The 14,038-nt window shown below is 71.9% G+C and carries 12 protein-coding genes; 4 read left to right on the top strand and 8 right to left on the bottom strand.

What is annotated here, in order from left to right:
* The first annotated feature begins 13 nt into the window (after positions 1 to 13).
* Complete coding sequence (locus ACW4TU_RS07450; protein WP_457425858.1) at positions 14 to 1,387, top strand: 8-oxoguanine deaminase; 1,374 nt, start codon at positions 14 to 16, stop codon at positions 1,385 to 1,387.
* A gap of 103 nt (positions 1,388 to 1,490) precedes the next feature.
* Here ACW4TU_RS07450 and ACW4TU_RS07445 read toward each other — a convergent pair whose 3' ends face one another.
* The 5 genes from ACW4TU_RS07445 to ACW4TU_RS07425 form a co-directional block, all read right to left on the bottom strand.
* Positions 1,491 to 2,312 (bottom strand): chitosanase, encoded by an 822-nt coding sequence (locus ACW4TU_RS07445; RefSeq protein ID WP_457425856.1) that lies wholly within the window; start codon positions 2,310 to 2,312, stop codon positions 1,491 to 1,493.
* Between the two features lie 97 nt (positions 2,313 to 2,409).
* Positions 2,410 to 2,832 carry an acyl-CoA thioesterase gene (locus ACW4TU_RS07440; RefSeq protein WP_457425854.1) on the bottom strand — a complete coding sequence of 141 codons (423 nt, stop codon included), beginning with the start codon at positions 2,830 to 2,832 and terminating at the stop codon, positions 2,410 to 2,412.
* A gap of 101 nt (positions 2,833 to 2,933) precedes the next feature.
* Positions 2,934 to 3,587 (bottom strand): hypothetical protein, encoded by a 654-nt coding sequence (locus ACW4TU_RS07435; protein WP_457425852.1) that lies wholly within the window; start codon positions 3,585 to 3,587, stop codon positions 2,934 to 2,936.
* 85 nt (positions 3,588 to 3,672) lie between these two features.
* Complete coding sequence (locus tag ACW4TU_RS07430; RefSeq protein WP_457425850.1) at positions 3,673 to 4,218, bottom strand: HAD domain-containing protein; 546 nt, start codon at positions 4,216 to 4,218, stop codon at positions 3,673 to 3,675.
* A 48-nt stretch (positions 4,219 to 4,266) separates the two neighbouring features.
* Positions 4,267 to 5,475 carry a pyridoxal phosphate-dependent aminotransferase gene (locus tag ACW4TU_RS07425; protein WP_457425848.1) on the bottom strand — a complete coding sequence of 403 codons (1,209 nt, stop codon included), beginning with the start codon at positions 5,473 to 5,475 and terminating at the stop codon, positions 4,267 to 4,269.
* An 87-nt stretch (positions 5,476 to 5,562) separates the two neighbouring features.
* On the opposite strand from ACW4TU_RS07425, the gene ACW4TU_RS07420 reads away from it, so the two are divergent.
* Complete coding sequence (locus ACW4TU_RS07420) at positions 5,563 to 6,210, top strand: winged helix-turn-helix transcriptional regulator (RefSeq protein ID WP_457425846.1); 648 nt, start codon at positions 5,563 to 5,565, stop codon at positions 6,208 to 6,210.
* A gap of 94 nt (positions 6,211 to 6,304) precedes the next feature.
* Here the strand turns inward: ACW4TU_RS07420 and ACW4TU_RS07415 are convergent, their stop codons facing one another.
* From ACW4TU_RS07415 to ACW4TU_RS07405, 3 genes are read right to left on the bottom strand one after another with little or no spacing between them, the layout of a single operon-like run.
* Positions 6,305 to 7,108 (bottom strand): hypothetical protein, encoded by an 804-nt coding sequence (locus ACW4TU_RS07415; RefSeq protein ID WP_457425844.1) that lies wholly within the window; start codon positions 7,106 to 7,108, stop codon positions 6,305 to 6,307.
* Positions 7,109 to 7,140: 32 nt separating this feature from the next.
* Positions 7,141 to 8,409, bottom strand: coding sequence for a VWA domain-containing protein (locus ACW4TU_RS07410; RefSeq protein WP_457425842.1), 1,269 nt, complete (start codon positions 8,407 to 8,409; stop codon positions 7,141 to 7,143).
* A 47-nt stretch (positions 8,410 to 8,456) separates the two neighbouring features.
* Positions 8,457 to 9,986 (bottom strand): IucA/IucC family protein, encoded by a 1,530-nt coding sequence (locus tag ACW4TU_RS07405; protein ID WP_457425840.1) that lies wholly within the window; start codon positions 9,984 to 9,986, stop codon positions 8,457 to 8,459.
* Positions 9,987 to 10,147: 161 nt separating this feature from the next.
* On the opposite strand from ACW4TU_RS07405, the gene ACW4TU_RS07400 reads away from it, so the two are divergent.
* Together ACW4TU_RS07400 and ACW4TU_RS07395 are read left to right on the top strand one after the other, a co-directional pair.
* Positions 10,148 to 11,665 carry an IucA/IucC family protein gene (locus tag ACW4TU_RS07400; protein WP_457425838.1) on the top strand — a complete coding sequence of 506 codons (1,518 nt, stop codon included), beginning with the start codon at positions 10,148 to 10,150 and terminating at the stop codon, positions 11,663 to 11,665.
* An 89-nt stretch (positions 11,666 to 11,754) separates the two neighbouring features.
* Positions 11,755 to 13,983: a protein kinase domain-containing protein gene (locus tag ACW4TU_RS07395; protein WP_457425836.1), complete on the top strand. Its 2,229-nt coding sequence runs from the start codon at positions 11,755 to 11,757 to the stop codon at positions 13,981 to 13,983.
* Positions 13,984 to 14,038: the final 55 nt, after the last annotated feature.

Raw genomic sequence — 14,038 nt, 5'->3', positions numbered from 1 at the left:
GGACGTGCGAACGATGGTTCAGCGCATCGTCATCGAGAACTGCGCGGTCGCGACCGTGGACGCCGCCGACACCGAGTACGCGTCCGGTCATGTGGTGATCGCCGGCAACCGTATCGAGTCGGTCGGCGCCGGCAAGGCCCCCGAGGGTCTGACGGACGTGGTCCGGCGCATCGACGCGAGCGGGCACCTCGTCACCCCCGGCCTGGTCAACACACACCACCACTACTACCAGTGGATCACCCGGGGCCTGGCCACCGACCACAACCTCTTCGACTGGCTGGTCGCGCTGTACCCGACGTGGGCGCGCATCGACGAGCCGATGGTGCGCGCGGCGGCGCAGGGCTCGCTGGCCATGATGGCCCGCGGCGGCGTCACGACAGCCATGGACCACCACTACGTCTTCCCGAAGGACTCCGGCGACCTGTCCGGCGCGATCATCGGCGCGGCCCGCGAGATGGGCGTCCGCTTCACCCTCGCCCGCGGCTCGATGGACCGCAGCGAGAAGGACGGCGGCCTCCCCCCGGACTTCGCCGTTGAGACCCTGGAGGGCGCGCTCGCCGCCACCGAGGCCACGGTCGACGAACATCACGACCCCTCCTTCGACGCCATGACGCAGGTCGCGGTCGCCCCCTGCTCACCGTTCTCCGTCTCGACCGAACTGCTGCGCCAGGGCGCGGAGTTGGCGCGGCGCAAGGGCGTACGCCTGCACACGCACGGCTCGGAGACGGTCGAGGAGGAGCAGTTCTGCAAGGAACTGTTCGGCATGGGCCCGACCGACTACTTCGAGTCCACGGGCTGGCTCGGTGAGGACGTGTGGATGGCGCACTGCGTCCACATGAACGACTCGGACATCGCCGCCTTCGCCCGTACGAAAACGGGTGTGGCCCACTGCCCGTCCTCCAACGCCCGGCTGGCCGCGGGCATCGCGCGCGTCCCCGACATGCTGGCGGCCGGCGTCCCGGTCGGCCTCGGCGTCGACGGCACCGCGTCCAACGAGTCCGGCGAACTCCACACCGAACTGCGCAACGCCCTCCTCATCAACCGCCTCGGCGCGCACAGGGAAGCGGCTCTGAACGCCCGTCAGGCCCTGCGCCTGGGGACCTACGGCGGCGCCCAAGTCCTGGGGCGGGCACGGGAGACGGGGTCACTGGAGCCGGGCAAGCTCGCCGACCTGGTCCTCTGGAACCTGGACACCCTGGCCCACGCGTCGATCGCCGACCCGGTCACCGCCCTGGTCTTCGGCGCGGCGGCCCCGGTCACCGCGTCCTTCGTGAACGGCGAACAGATCGTCGAGAACGGGCGGTTGCTGCGCGTCGACGAGGACGAGATCGCCCGCTCGACGCGTACGGAGGCTCGGCGGCTGGCAGCGATCGCCGCGCGAGCCTGACCCCGGAGGCCCGGGGCCCGAACAGACCTCCGGCCGAGGGGGACGGCCCTCGGCCGGAGCCCTGCCGTCGCCGGCGGCCGTCACCACCGACCGTCTCAGCCGGTCAGCCGATGTAGTAACTGTCGCCGTACACCTTCCAGTCGAGCGGCGGATCCAGGTTCAGGTTCCCCTGGTCGAGGAAGACCCGCTGGGCGGTGTCCACGCGGCTGGTGTCCTCGTGGGCCGCCTCCTGCCGCATCGCCCACACCCGGGCGTCGAGGAAGGCGTTCAGGTACGACGTCTCGTCGCCGCCGTCGGCCGGGGTGGCCGAGTTCGCGCGGGCCCGCGCGCGGATGCCGCCGAAGGAGAGGCTGTCCGTGCCGGGGCCGTGCATGACCATCGCGTCGTAGTAGGCGAACTGGCCCAGCGTGCCGACGCCGTCCTCCTTGGCGCGGGCGACGGCCGGACCGAAGTAGACGCGGTCACGCTCGTCGTCCTGGGCCTCGCGGAACGCGGACGTCTTCGCTGCCTTGCGCCAGGCGGCGGGGAACCCAGGGTCCAGGCCCTCGTGCGAGTCCGTGCCGTCCACCGCGCGCAGCGCGGGCAGATAGGCCGCCAGGACGTTGTCCGCGTCCCGCTCGGTGTACAGCTCTACGAGGGCCGGCATGTCGCTCGTACCGGAGCAGAAGCCGATGATCCCGGCGGTGTAGCCGCGCCCGTCGCCGATGTCCTGGATGTAGCCGTACTGCGCCCGCCAGTCCAGGGAAGAGTTCTCCGCGCTGCACACCAGGCGCATCGCGATGTCCTTCTTGGCCGGGTCGTCGAGCCCGCTGCCGGTCGCCTCGGTGGTCGCCCCGGACGCCATCCGCTGGGTGGTCAGGATCGCGGTGGCGCCGAGGGCGGCCAACAACGTACGACGGGCGGCGGCTCTGTGCGGCATCGGCACGGGATCTCCAAGAAGGGCGCGGCGGGAAGAGGTCGAGAGTCGCGCGCCAAGTTGGGAATGCCGTGGGGTGACGGTAGGAGGTCGCTGTGAGTGCTGATCAGAGTCCGAACAGCTTCGGCTCGGACGCCAGCGCGCGGAAGTACTTCTTCGGGTCCGGGACGAGCTTGCGCGCCTTGAGGTCCATCAGCCCGCCGACCGCCGTGATCTCGGCGGAGACCGTGCCGTCGGTCTTGCGGATCGTCTGCCGGATACGGAAGGTCCTGCCCTCGCCCCAGATGAAGTCGCAGGTCACCTCGACCTCGTCGCCTGCCAGCAACTCCCGCTGATAGCGGATGGTGGTCTCCAGGGCCACCGGACCCACGCCCTCGGACGTCAGCCCCGCCTGGCTGATGCCGGCCGCGTGGAGTAACGCCCAGCGGGCGTGCTCCGCGTAGTTGAGGTACACGCTCTGGTTGAGGTGCCCCTGCACATCGGTCTCGTACCCGCGCACGGTCACCGGCACGGAAAACGGTTCGGCCACGACTTCCCCTTCAGGACTGCTCGGCTGCACGGCGAACAGGACGGGGACAAGCGTACTGAGCGGTTGCTCATCGCCGTCAACTGCCTCCGCACATCGGGTCGTTACGTCCGTCGGGGCGACGCCAGCAGATAGCGCGTGCCGGTACGCGGCTCGGTGTACTCGCCGACCTGCCAGCCCGCCTTCTCCAAAGTGGCCGCACAGGCCCGCAACGCGTCGCCGTCGGGTTCGCGCACGGCGACGGCCTCCGGCTGCGGGGTCGCCCGCACCCGGTAGCCGCCACCGTCCCCGTCGCCTTTCCCGTCCGCCGGGCGGTGGTCTGCCGCCTCCAGAGCCAACGCGGCGGCCTGTACCAGATGCTTGCGCTCCCAGCCGCACGGACGGTCCATGGCCCCGTCCGTGTTGGTCATCCGGCGCAGCTCCAGCAGCCCCTGCCAGGCACTGTGCACCTCACGCGTCCGGGCCGGCCCGGCGGCCGGTGTCTCCGCCTCGCCGCCCACCCGCGCGGCGAACACCCCGGTGGCCCCGGAAGCAGGGGGAGCCTCGGGAGCGGCAGGCGCGTCCGTGGGCTGCGCTTCCTCCCGTATGCGATGGCCCGCCGGCGTCAGGAAGTGGTCGTGCGGTGGCCGGGGGTGCCGGAAGGCGAGCCCTCGCCCGACCAGCGCGGCGAGCTGGAACTCCGTACCCCGCAGCCGTCCCGTGACGGGGTCGGCGGCGTCGATGACGCGTCGCTGGGCGGCGGTCGGCGGTCGTGTCATGGCGGACTCCTCCCCGGTCGTCGGGTGATGCGGGCGATCGGCCGGTCAGTTGATCGACCGGTCGATTCGACCCGTTCCTCGAAGACTACGACCCGGGTCTGACATCGCGGGCCCAGCGCTCCAGCTCGGCGAACTCGCGCTCCCCGAGCCCCCTGCGCGGGTCGATCCGCAGCAGCAAGGCCTGCCCGGCATGGTGCTCGGCCACATGACGGACGTCGAGGTCGGTGATCATGTCGTCGACCCAGACGAAGGGGCGCCCGTCGGCCCACTCCACGACGCGCCGCGTCTTCCAGTACAGCCCGTCCGGGTCCTCGGCGAACAGGTTGGTGAACTCGATGACCGGCAGGTCGGCCGGCAGCCCGATCACCGGGCCGATCATCTTGTTCGCCCCGTGCATCCAGGTCGTGGCCCACACCAGGTCGTACGGCAGGGCGAGCAGCCGGGCGCCGTGCCCCGGGTGCAGCCGTATCCGCAGACCTCGGCGCAGTCGCCGGGAGCCCGGTTTCTGCCGGGCGGACCAGTTGGCCGGGTGCACCCGGCGGGTCACATAACCCCGGTGGCGCAGGAGCCGGGCGCGGAACGGGTTGAGGGGGCCGTCGACGTCGAGGAGCAGCAGTGGTCGGTCCGTCATGGGGAGGGGTTACCCATGACGGACGGCGACTGACCGCCGCTGCGGGCGTTACTGCCGATAACCGCTCAGGAACCGCCCGATCCTGCTGATCGCCACCTCCAGGTCGTCCGCGTACGGGAGGGTGAGGATGCGGAAGTGGTCGGGGGAGGGCCAGTTGAAGCCCGTACCCTGCACGACCTGGATCTTCTCCTGGAGGAGCAGGTCCAGGACGAACCTCTCGTCGTCGTGGATCTTGTGTACGGCCGGGTCGAGGCGCGGGAACGCGTACAGCGCGCCCTTCGGCTTGACGCAGGAGACGCCCGGGATCTCGTTGAGGCGTTCCCACGCGCGGTCGCGCTGTTCGCGCAACCTGCCGCCGGGGGCGGTGAGTTCGTAGATGGACTGCCGGCCGCCGAGTGCCGCCTGGATGGCGTACTGCGCGGGCGCGTTGGGGCACAGCCGCATCGAGGCCAGCATCGTCAGGCCTTCGAGGTAGCTGCGCGCGTGCTGCTTCGGGCCGGTCACCACCAGCCAGCCCGAGCGGAAGCCCGCCACCCGGTACGTCTTCGACAGGCCGCAGAAGGTCAGGACGACCAGGTCGGGAGCGAGCGCGGCGGCCGAGTGGTGCACCTCGTCGTCGTACAGGATCTGGTCGTAGATCTCGTCGGCGAAGACCATCAGGCCGTGGCGGCGGGCCAGGTCGAGGATGCCCTCGATGATCTCCTTCGGATAGACCGCGCCGGTGGGGTTGTTCGGGTTGATGATGACCACGGCCCTGGTGCGGTCGGTGATCTTCGCCGCCATGTCGTCCAGGTCCGGGTACCAGTCGGCCTGTTCGTCGCAGAGATAGTGGACCGCCTTGCCGCCCGCGAGGGTCGTGACCGCCGTCCAGAGGGGGAAGTCCGGGGCGGGGATGAGGACTTCGTCACCGTCCTCGACCAGCGCCTGGACGGCCATCGAGACCAGTTCCGAGACGCCGTTGCCGAGGAAGACGTCGTCGACGTCGACCTCCAGGCCGCGTTCCTGGTAGCGCTGGGCGACGGCCCGGCGAGCGGAGAGGATGCCGCGCGAGTCCGTGTAGCCGTGGGCCTGCGGCAGCATGCGGATCATGTCCTGGAGGATCTCCGGCGGCGCCTCGAAGCCGAAGAGCGCCGGGTTGCCGGTGTTGAGGCGCAGGACGCTGTGGCCCGCCTCCTCCAGTGCGTTGGCGTGCTCGATCACCGGTCCGCGGATTTCGTAACAGACCTCGCTGAGCTTGCTCGACTGCCGGAACTCCATGCGCTTCCGCCCCTCCGGTTCGTGGTGATGCTTGGTTTTACCAAGTATCAGCTTGGAAAGTCCAACAACATGTCTAGACTGCGTCGCATGTCACCTCGCCGAAGCTACGACCAGTACTGTTCCGTCGCTCGTGCCCTCGATGTCGTCGGCGACCGCTGGACCCTCCTGATCGTCCGGGAGCTGCTGGCCGGTCCGCGCCGCTACACCGACCTGCAGGCGGATCTGCCGGGCGTCAGCACGGACGTACTGGCCTCGCGGCTGAAGGACATGGAGCGGGACGGCCTCGCGACCCGGCGCCGGCTGCCGCCGCCGGGGGCCGCTTCCGTCTACGAACTCACCGGCCGGGGACGGCAGTTGCTGCCCGTGCTCCAGGCGCTGGGGGAGTGGGGCGCGCCCGAGCTGGGCGAGCGTCGGGCCACGGACGCCGTACGGGCGCACTGGTTCGCGCTGCCGTTGCTGCGCGGCCTGGACGCGGTGGGCGGCGAGGTGAGTGGCGGGGGTCTCGTCGAAGTCGGTCTGGAGGAGGGCGAGTTCCACCTGTACGTCGGTGCGGAGGACGTTCCGGTGTACGGCGCCGGGCCCGCCCCCGAGGAGCCCGACGCCCGTCTGTCAATGGACGCCGGGACGTGCGCGGCCGTCGGCCGGGGAGACGTCGGCGTGCTCGACGCCGTACGGAGCGGACGTATCGAGGTGACCGGCGAGGGAACACTCGCCAAGGCGCTGCGCGAGGCCTGATACCCGAGATGAGGACCGATACGGGACATGCCCGCCGCGCGACCGTGCGCGGCAGGCATGTTGACGATTCGTCAGGGGTTGGTCCTGGTCCTGATCAGGCTCCCGGCGGAACCTGCCTCGGCCGGCCCGAGCCGCGCGTCAGGGCGTAGCCGCCGACGCCGGCCAGGGCGGCCAGCACGCCGCCGAGCGCCGTCCAGACCCAGCGGTCGGACCACCAGCCGGAGGACCAGCCGTCGTCGGGCTCGATGCTCGACAGCACCGCGGACGCCGTCGAACTGTCCTCCGTGGCCTCGGACTTGACCGCGATCCCGGGGACCAGTGGCTCGGCCAGCGAGCCGTCCACGGCCGCCGAACCGCCGATGTCCTTGGAGTCGACCCGGACTTCGGCGTCGACCGGGAGGCCGAGGTCGGAGGTCGCGAGGTTCACCGTCGTCAGCCGGAGGTAATAGGTGCCCGGCAGTGGGTCGTTGGCCCACTGCTCCGACCAGGCGCGGACCGTCCGCAGGGTGCACGCCAGCTCCACGGACGCGGTGCCCGCGGCGGCGGTGCGGGTCTGGGCGCCGTACTGACAGGCCTGGCGGCGCCGCAGACCGTCGTACACGTCGAGCTGCCAGGTCTCGGAGGCGTGCGTGTCCGGCAGCTTCACCGTCGCCTTGACGGTGGGGCGTTGACCGGCGTCGGCGGGGAACGACCAGTACAGGTAGTCACCCGCCGAGCCGCTCGCGGTGGCCTGCTGCCCCTGGTCGATCTCCGTCGCCGTACGGAACGACGTGCCCGCCGAGGTGGGGGCCGAGCCGCCGTCCGAGGGGCTCGCGGAGGGCGAGGCGTCGGCGAGGGCCGGGGTCGCGGCCAGCCCGAGCATCAGCACGGCCGAGCCCAACACACGCGTACCGCACATCAGTTGTTCCTTGGGAATTCGCGTCACTCGCATCAGTTGGTCCTCCATACCGAGACCCGCAGGCGCGAGATCCAGCCCCACAGGACACCCGTGAGGAAGCCCACCAGGATGAGTGTGCCCAGCAGCCACCAGCCGCGGCCGAGACCGAAGGAGGCCACGTCGCTCGCCTGGCTCGGGCCGTCGACGACGTCGACGGTCAGTTCGAGCGGCAGACCGGGCGTGGACTTCACACCACTGGCCGCCGAGAAGGAGTTGGTGACCTGGAGGCACACCGTCTCGGCCGCCGGCTTGTCCGCGTCGTCGTCCGCCTCCGCCTTCGGATAGCGCAGGCCCGTCGAGATGACGTCGGTACGGCCGGTGCCGTTGCCCTCGCCGCGGACGATCTCACGGCCGTGCGCGGTCACCGCCCGCAGCAGCACCCCGTAGTCGGGGTTGACGGCCCGGTCGGCCGACACGCTCACCGAGGCGCGCAGTTCCTGCCCCGGCAGGACGTCGACGCGGTACCAGCGCTGCTGGCCGAACTCCTCACGGTCCGTGTACAGACCGGACTTCACCGCCGGGGCGTTCGTGCATCCGGCCGCGCCCTCGACGGCCACCGGCGTGACCACCGGGTCGGCGGCGCGGACGACCAACTGGTTGACCTTGTCGGCGAGTTCGTCGGTGTGCTCGACCGATGTGTACGTCCCGCCGGTCGCCTCGGCGATACAGCTCAGCTGCTGCCGCATCTTGGTGTTCGGGACCAGGCCGAGGGTGTCGATGGTGAGACCGATGCCCTTGGCCGCGATCTCCCGGGCCACCTCGCACGGGTCGAGCGGCGCACAGGTGTCCTCGCCGTCGCTGATGAGCACGATGCGCTTGGTGCCCTCGCCGCCGTCGAGGTCGTCCGCCGCCTTCAGCAGGGCGGGGCCGATCGGCGTCCAGCCGGTGGGCGTGAGCGTCGCGACCGCCGTCTTGGCCTCGACGCGGTCGAGCGGGCCCACCGGGTAGAGCTGTGCGGTGTCCTTGCACCCCTCCTTGCGGTCGTCGCCGGGGTAGTTGGCGCCCAGCGTGCGGATGCCGAGCTGGACCTCCTCGGGTGTCGCGTCCAGCACCTCGTTGAACGCCTGCTTAGCCGCGGCCATCCGCGACTGGCCGTCTATGTCCCGGGCCCGCATGGAACCGCTGACGTCGAGGAGGAGGTTGACCTTGGGCGCGAGTGCGGTGGTCTCGTCGGCGACGGCTTCGGCCGGGACCGCGATCCCGGCCGCCAGGGCGGTAAGCAGGGCGCAGGCGCCCGCCGCCAGCCGTTGTCTTGTGATCATCGACGGATCCTATTGACCCAGGGTCACCCGCTTCAAAACGGGTCCCGTCAGTTGCCTCCCCGCCCCATCTCTCCCATCACCTCTCCCATCACCTCTCCCAGGGGGGTGGGCAGTTTGGTCCACAGGTCACCGGGCATGTTCGGCGACAGCCGCATCAGGGTCAACGCTTTGGTGGGCAGGGGCTGTTCGAGCAGCGCCAGGAGATCCGGCGTACGTGGCAGCCCTCGTACGGCCGTCTCCAGCGCCACCCGCAGCGCCGCCTGTGAACCGGCGGTCGCGCCCAGCGCCCCCGCCACCAGCGAGCCGAACAGCTTGCGGCGCAGGGTGACTTCGTCGTCGGTGACGATCCGTCCGGTCAGCTTCGGCGCCGGGATGCCGTGCCGGGCCAGCCGTGACGGGCTGACGCGGATGTCGGCGAGGTCGCGGTAGACCAACCGCAGTGGGTCTCCGGTCGCCGACAGCACGACGAGCAGATTCTGGCCGTGCGCCTCCAGGGCGACGCCCAGATCGAGCAGCCGCAGGCCTACGGTGAGCGCGAGACGCGTGAACTCGGCCAGCCAGGAGGGTGATCGGGGAAACTCCGTCGCGGCGAGGGCCCCGACGGGAACGACGTACTCACCCGCCCCCGAGTCCGTGTACAGGTCCGGCGGTTCCCTCAGCACCGCCGCCAGATCGGGAGAGTCGGCGGTGACCGCGCCGAGCGTGCGGGTGATGTGCAGCAGCCCGTCGAGACGCGCCGCCATCGACTCCATGAACGCCGACACGGTCGCCGCCGTCTCGATCGAGTACGGCGAGATGTCCCGTACCGAGGAGGTGAGCCGGGCGCTCAACGCCGTTTTGAGGTGCGGCCCGCCGCCCGGGAGGGCGAGGCTGCGCAGGGACATCAGGGGATGCGCCGACAGCGCGCCCACGCTGGGGAGTTGGAGCACATGTGCCGCCTGCCAGGGATGCACCGGAATCAGCGGACGCCCCCCGTCCCACAGCCACTTCGGCCACTCGCCCCGCACGGCGCAGTCGTCCGCCGCCACCAGCGCCAGCTCCACGACCGGCCGGTGCTCGGGCCCGTACGCGAGCTGCTCGGCCACCGAGAACCCGGGCCGGGAACGGCAGTTGGGGTGGAATGGATGCCCGTCGACGATCCGCTGCTCCCACTCCCAGCCGGTCGCGGGGGCACGGAGGGCGCTGTCCTGGTTGGCGCGCGACAGGGCCAACGAGGCGACACTGTGGCCGAGTTCGGCCGCGAAGGCGGTCGCGTGCGGCACGGCCAGGTCCGTCATCAGCCGCGCCGGATCTTCGTACGACACCGTCCCGAGCCGTACGGCGGTGACACGGCCGTCGACAGCGTACGGATCGGCGTACGGGCCCTCCAGCCGGCGCCCGTCCGCCAGCAGGAGACCCGAGCCGCTCTCGCGGCGGACGATCCACGGCAGCGGCTCGTGGACGAGCGCCCGCCACAGCCGGGTCAGCACGGCGGCCCGGGCACCGGGCAGCTCGGCCGCGTACCGCGACACGAGGTCGGGGCGGACGGCGGCCAGTTCGTCGGCGACCTCGGCCTCTGCGCTGGAGGGACGGTGCACGGCGGGCTCCTCGGGTGGGGGTACGAGTGCGGGTTTGGGCGCGGGTATGTGCTGGTGAACGGGCGTGGACGACGACAGACATACTTGATCGCCAGTGCACCGCGGGAAACCGCGAGCGTAGGAAAGCACCGTAAGAAACGAGGGAACGCGTGGACCCCACCATGCCCCCCACCGCACCCCGGGCCCCCACCGCACCCCCGGCCATGCCCGCGCCCGACGGCATCGGAGCGCGCGCCGACGCGTACGCGACCGCGCCCCTGCTCAACTGCCTGCTGCGGGAGGTGGCCCAGCCCGTTCCCGGACCTGGCGAGCCGCGCGTGTACCGGCTGCCGAGCGGGGAGCGCCTGCTGCGCGTGCGCGGCGCACGACGGCCCGCGACGCCCGAGGTGAACACGGGCGACGGCGGCTGGCACCCGCTCGGCCACGCCGAACTCCTCAAGCTCGTGGCCGAGGAACTCCAGGCGTACACCGGCCTGTCCAACCCCGAGCTGCCCGCCGAGATGGCCGACAGCCGGGACACGGTCGCCGCGCTACTCACCGTCCGCGACCGCACCACACCGCCCGACGATCCGTACCGGCGCTCCGAGCAGTCCCTTCTCACCGGGCACCCTTACCACCCGGCGCCCAAGGCGCGCGGCGGCGGCCCGGTCGCGGGCTGGCTGCCGTACGCGCCCGAGGCGTACGCCGCGTTCCCGCTGGTGCTGCTGGGCGTGCGCGAGGACGCGGTGGCCGAGGAGGGCGACGTGTCCGCCCTGGACGCCTTCGGCACGGCCCCGCCCGGCTACCGGCTGCTGCCCGCCCACCCCTGGCAGCTCGACCTCGTCGGCCCGAGCCTGACGGAAGCCTTCGGGGACGGCCGGCTGATCCGGCTGGGCACGACCGCGTTCGACACCTGGCCCACGGCGGCCGTCCGCACGCTCTACGCGCCCGAGCACGACCTCTTCGTCAAGTTCAGCCTCGACGTCCGCATCACCAACGACGTACGCCGGCTCTGGCGCCACGACCTGCTGGCACTGCGCCGCACGGACGCGGCGGTCGTCGCCGCTGCCGAGGGCCGGCCGGTCTGGCTCAGCGATCGGGGCTACCGCACCGCCGACTTCGCCTTCGAGGAGCTGGCGGTCCTGGTCCGCGACGGCCTGCGCGACCACGTCGTACCGGGCGCCACCCCGCTGCTCGCCGCCGCGCTGGTCGAGGGCTTCGACGGCAACCCGCTCGACGGGCTCGCCGACCCGGCCGCCTGGTGGACGGCGTATCTGCGCTGTGCCGTGCCACCGGTCGTCGAACTGTTCGCACGGTACGGCGTTGTCATCGAGGCCCACCTCCAGAACTGCCTGATCGCGGTCGACGCCCGTGGAACCCCCGTACAGGCCCTGTACCGGGACGCGGAGGGCGTGAAGCTGCTGCCGGACGTGACGCGGGCGGTGGGCTGGGAGCGGCTCGTGTACTGCCTGGTCGTCAACCACCTCACGGAGGTCGCGGAGGTGCTGCGGGAACGCCATCCGGGCTTCGACCCCTGGCAGGCCGTACGCCGGGAGCTGTCCCGCCACGACCTCCCCGAGGTCGCCGCACTCCTCGCCTCGCCCACCCTGCCCGGCAAGACCAACCTGCTGCTGCGCTGGACCGGCGCCGACGGCGCCGACGCCCGCTATCTGCCGCTGCGGAATCCGCTGGCGGGGTGAACCGACGGGGTGAAGGGGAACCGTTCCGGACCCGATGACGTCATGAGCGGAACATCTAGACTGATGTCCGGTATTGGGGAGGGGGAGTCATGAAACCGCTCGGAGCAGGTGATCCCGCCTCTGTCGGGGAGGGCAGGTACCGGCTGGTCGGACGCCTCGGCCAGGGCGGGATGGGCGTCGTCTACTTCGGCCGGTCGCGGTCGGGCCGGGCGGTGGCCGTCAAGGTCGTGCGGCCCGAACTGAGCACGGAACCGGGCTTCCGGCGCAGATTCGCCGACGAGGTGGCCGCGGCCCGTCGCGTCGGCGGCTTCCACACCGCGCCGGTCGTGGACGCCGACCCGGAGGGCGAGCCGGCCTGGCTGGTGACGGCCTACGTACCCGGCCCCACGTTGCGGGACCTGCTCGACCAGGTGGGCCCCCTTCCCGCGGACACGCTCACCGTGCTGGCCGCCGGTCTCGCCGAGGCGCTGGCCGCCATCCATCAGGCCGGGGTCATCCACCGCGACCTGAAGCCCGCCAACATCATCGTCGCGGAGGACGGCCCCCGGGTCATCGACTTCGGCATCGCGCGCGCCCTCGACGGTACGGCCCTCACCCAGACCGGGTTCCAGATCGGCACGCTCGGCTTCCTCGCGCCGGAGCAGCTGCTCGGTGGCGCGCTCACTCCCGCGGTGGACATGTTCGCCCTGGGCGTGGTGCTCAGCCAGGCGGCGGGCCGCGCTCCCTTCGGTGACGGGGGGTCGGCCGCCTGGCCCTACCGCGTCGTCCACGAACAACCGGACCTCACGGACGTGCCCGACCTGCTGCGCGGACTGGTCGCGGCCTGTCTGGCCAAGGACCCGCTCGACCGCCCCGGCCCGTCGGAGTTCCTCGACCAGCTCACGGTCCGGCATCCGTCGGACACCTGGCTGCCCGCCGAGGCGACCGCGCTCATCCGGAGGCAGGCCCCGGCGGCGTACCTCGAGGCAGCGGACCGCCCGTCGGCCGTGCCCACCGATCCACGCGTGACGGTGTCAGGGCTGCCGCCGGTCGCGGATGGACAGCCCCTGGCAACCCATCCGCGGACGACGGTGTCCGGGCCGCCGGTCGCTGATGGGCAGGCACTGGCCGGTGACCAGCGCGCGACGGTGTCCGCGTCTCCCCCGGTCGCCGACCGGTACGCACCAGACACTGACCCGCGCCCCGTCCCGCCCACCCTGCCCGCGCCTGGCGAGGGCCAGGTCATCGCCTCCCACCCGCTGACCGTCCAGTCGCCGCCCGGCCCCGGCTTCGGACCCCCGCCGGACCTCACGCCCGTTCAGCCGCGCACAGGGCTCGTCCCGTCCGGCGACGCCGGGGTACGGCGGGGTCGCCGAGGGACGGTCGCCGGAGCGGCGCTGCTGGTCGCGGCGGCCATCGCGGGACTGCTCGTGTGGCAGCTCTGGACCGGTTCCGGCGAGCCTGGAGCCAACAATGCCGGCGGAACCTCGCCGTCGCCCCGGCGATCGACCCCCGCCGCGTTCCCCGACGCCCCGCTGCTGGTCCGGCTGGACATGGACCCCGGATCGTCGGAATGCCACAGTGTGATCGGCCGCCGCGACTCCACCACCGACAATCCCGAACAGCTGATCGACGGGACCTGCGACGCCCTCCCGCAGTGGTCCCCCGGCCGCCAGTCGTTCGCGTTCACCCGTAAGACGACGGCAGGGTCGGCCGTGTGGACGGCGAACGCGGACGGTACCGGCGTCCGCCGGATCGCCGCCATCTCGGGCGGCCGGGTCTCCTGGTCCCCGGACGGCAAGCGACTGGCAGTCCTGCGTCGCGACGCGGACGGTGTGCAGCAGCTGTTCGCCGTGAACGTCTCGGACGGCTCCGCGCAGCAACTGACCACCGGCTCGGGGAAGGTGGACGACCCGGCCTGGTCCCCCGACGGCAAGGTCATCGCCGTCTGTCTGCAGAAGACGTCGGGCTGGCAGGTCCACGTCGTCGATCCGGCACGGCCGGGCACCGAACCCCGGCAGGTGACCCACCAGTCCCGGCGGGCGCTGGACCCCGTCTGGTCCCCGGACAGCCGCTACTTCGCGTACACCGCCGGAGCACCCGGTGTGGGGACGGGGGGAGACATCCGCATCGCCAGGGCCGACGGCAGCGACGACAGGAGACTCGTCCAGACGGCGGCCCAGGAGATGGACCCGGTCTGGTCACCGGACGGCAAGTGGGTGGCCTTCGTCCGGGGGCCCTTCGACCGGCCGGCGATCTGGGCGGTCCGCGCGGACGGCACGGGTGCCCGCAAGCTCACCACCGGCAGCACACCGGAGGGGCATCCTTCCTGGCGCTGAGCCCGGTGCCGAGACGCGCCGTCCCGGTTGTCACACCTGGTCACTATGCTCACGC

It is taken from the genome of Streptomyces kryoterrae, from assembly GCF_054072135.1.
Note: the sequence above shows the minus strand (reverse complement) of the source record. Positions and strands in the feature narration are given on the sequence as shown.

What these genes read in the sequence shown, in the direction of transcription:
- ACW4TU_RS07450 (WP_457425858.1), top strand. Translation starts at nt 14, where the DNA reads ATGGTTCAGCGCATCGTCATCGAGAACTGCGCGGTCGCGACCGTGGAC.
- ACW4TU_RS07435 (WP_457425852.1), bottom strand. Translation starts at nt 3,587, where the DNA reads ATGACACGACCGCCGACCGCCGCCCAGCGACGCGTCATCGACGCCGCC.
- ACW4TU_RS07430 (WP_457425850.1), bottom strand. Translation starts at nt 4,218, where the DNA reads ATGACGGACCGACCACTGCTGCTCCTCGACGTCGACGGCCCCCTCAAC.
- ACW4TU_RS07425 (WP_457425848.1), bottom strand. Translation starts at nt 5,475, where the DNA reads ATGGAGTTCCGGCAGTCGAGCAAGCTCAGCGAGGTCTGTTACGAAATC.
- ACW4TU_RS07420 (WP_457425846.1), top strand. Translation starts at nt 5,563, where the DNA reads ATGTCACCTCGCCGAAGCTACGACCAGTACTGTTCCGTCGCTCGTGCC.
- ACW4TU_RS07415 (WP_457425844.1), bottom strand. Translation starts at nt 7,108, where the DNA reads ATGTGCGGTACGCGTGTGTTGGGCTCGGCCGTGCTGATGCTCGGGCTG.
- ACW4TU_RS07410 (WP_457425842.1), bottom strand. Translation starts at nt 8,409, where the DNA reads ATGATCACAAGACAACGGCTGGCGGCGGGCGCCTGCGCCCTGCTTACC.
- ACW4TU_RS07400 (WP_457425838.1), top strand. Translation starts at nt 10,148, where the DNA reads ATGCCCCCCACCGCACCCCGGGCCCCCACCGCACCCCCGGCCATGCCC.
- ACW4TU_RS07395 (WP_457425836.1), top strand. Translation starts at nt 11,755, where the DNA reads ATGAAACCGCTCGGAGCAGGTGATCCCGCCTCTGTCGGGGAGGGCAGG.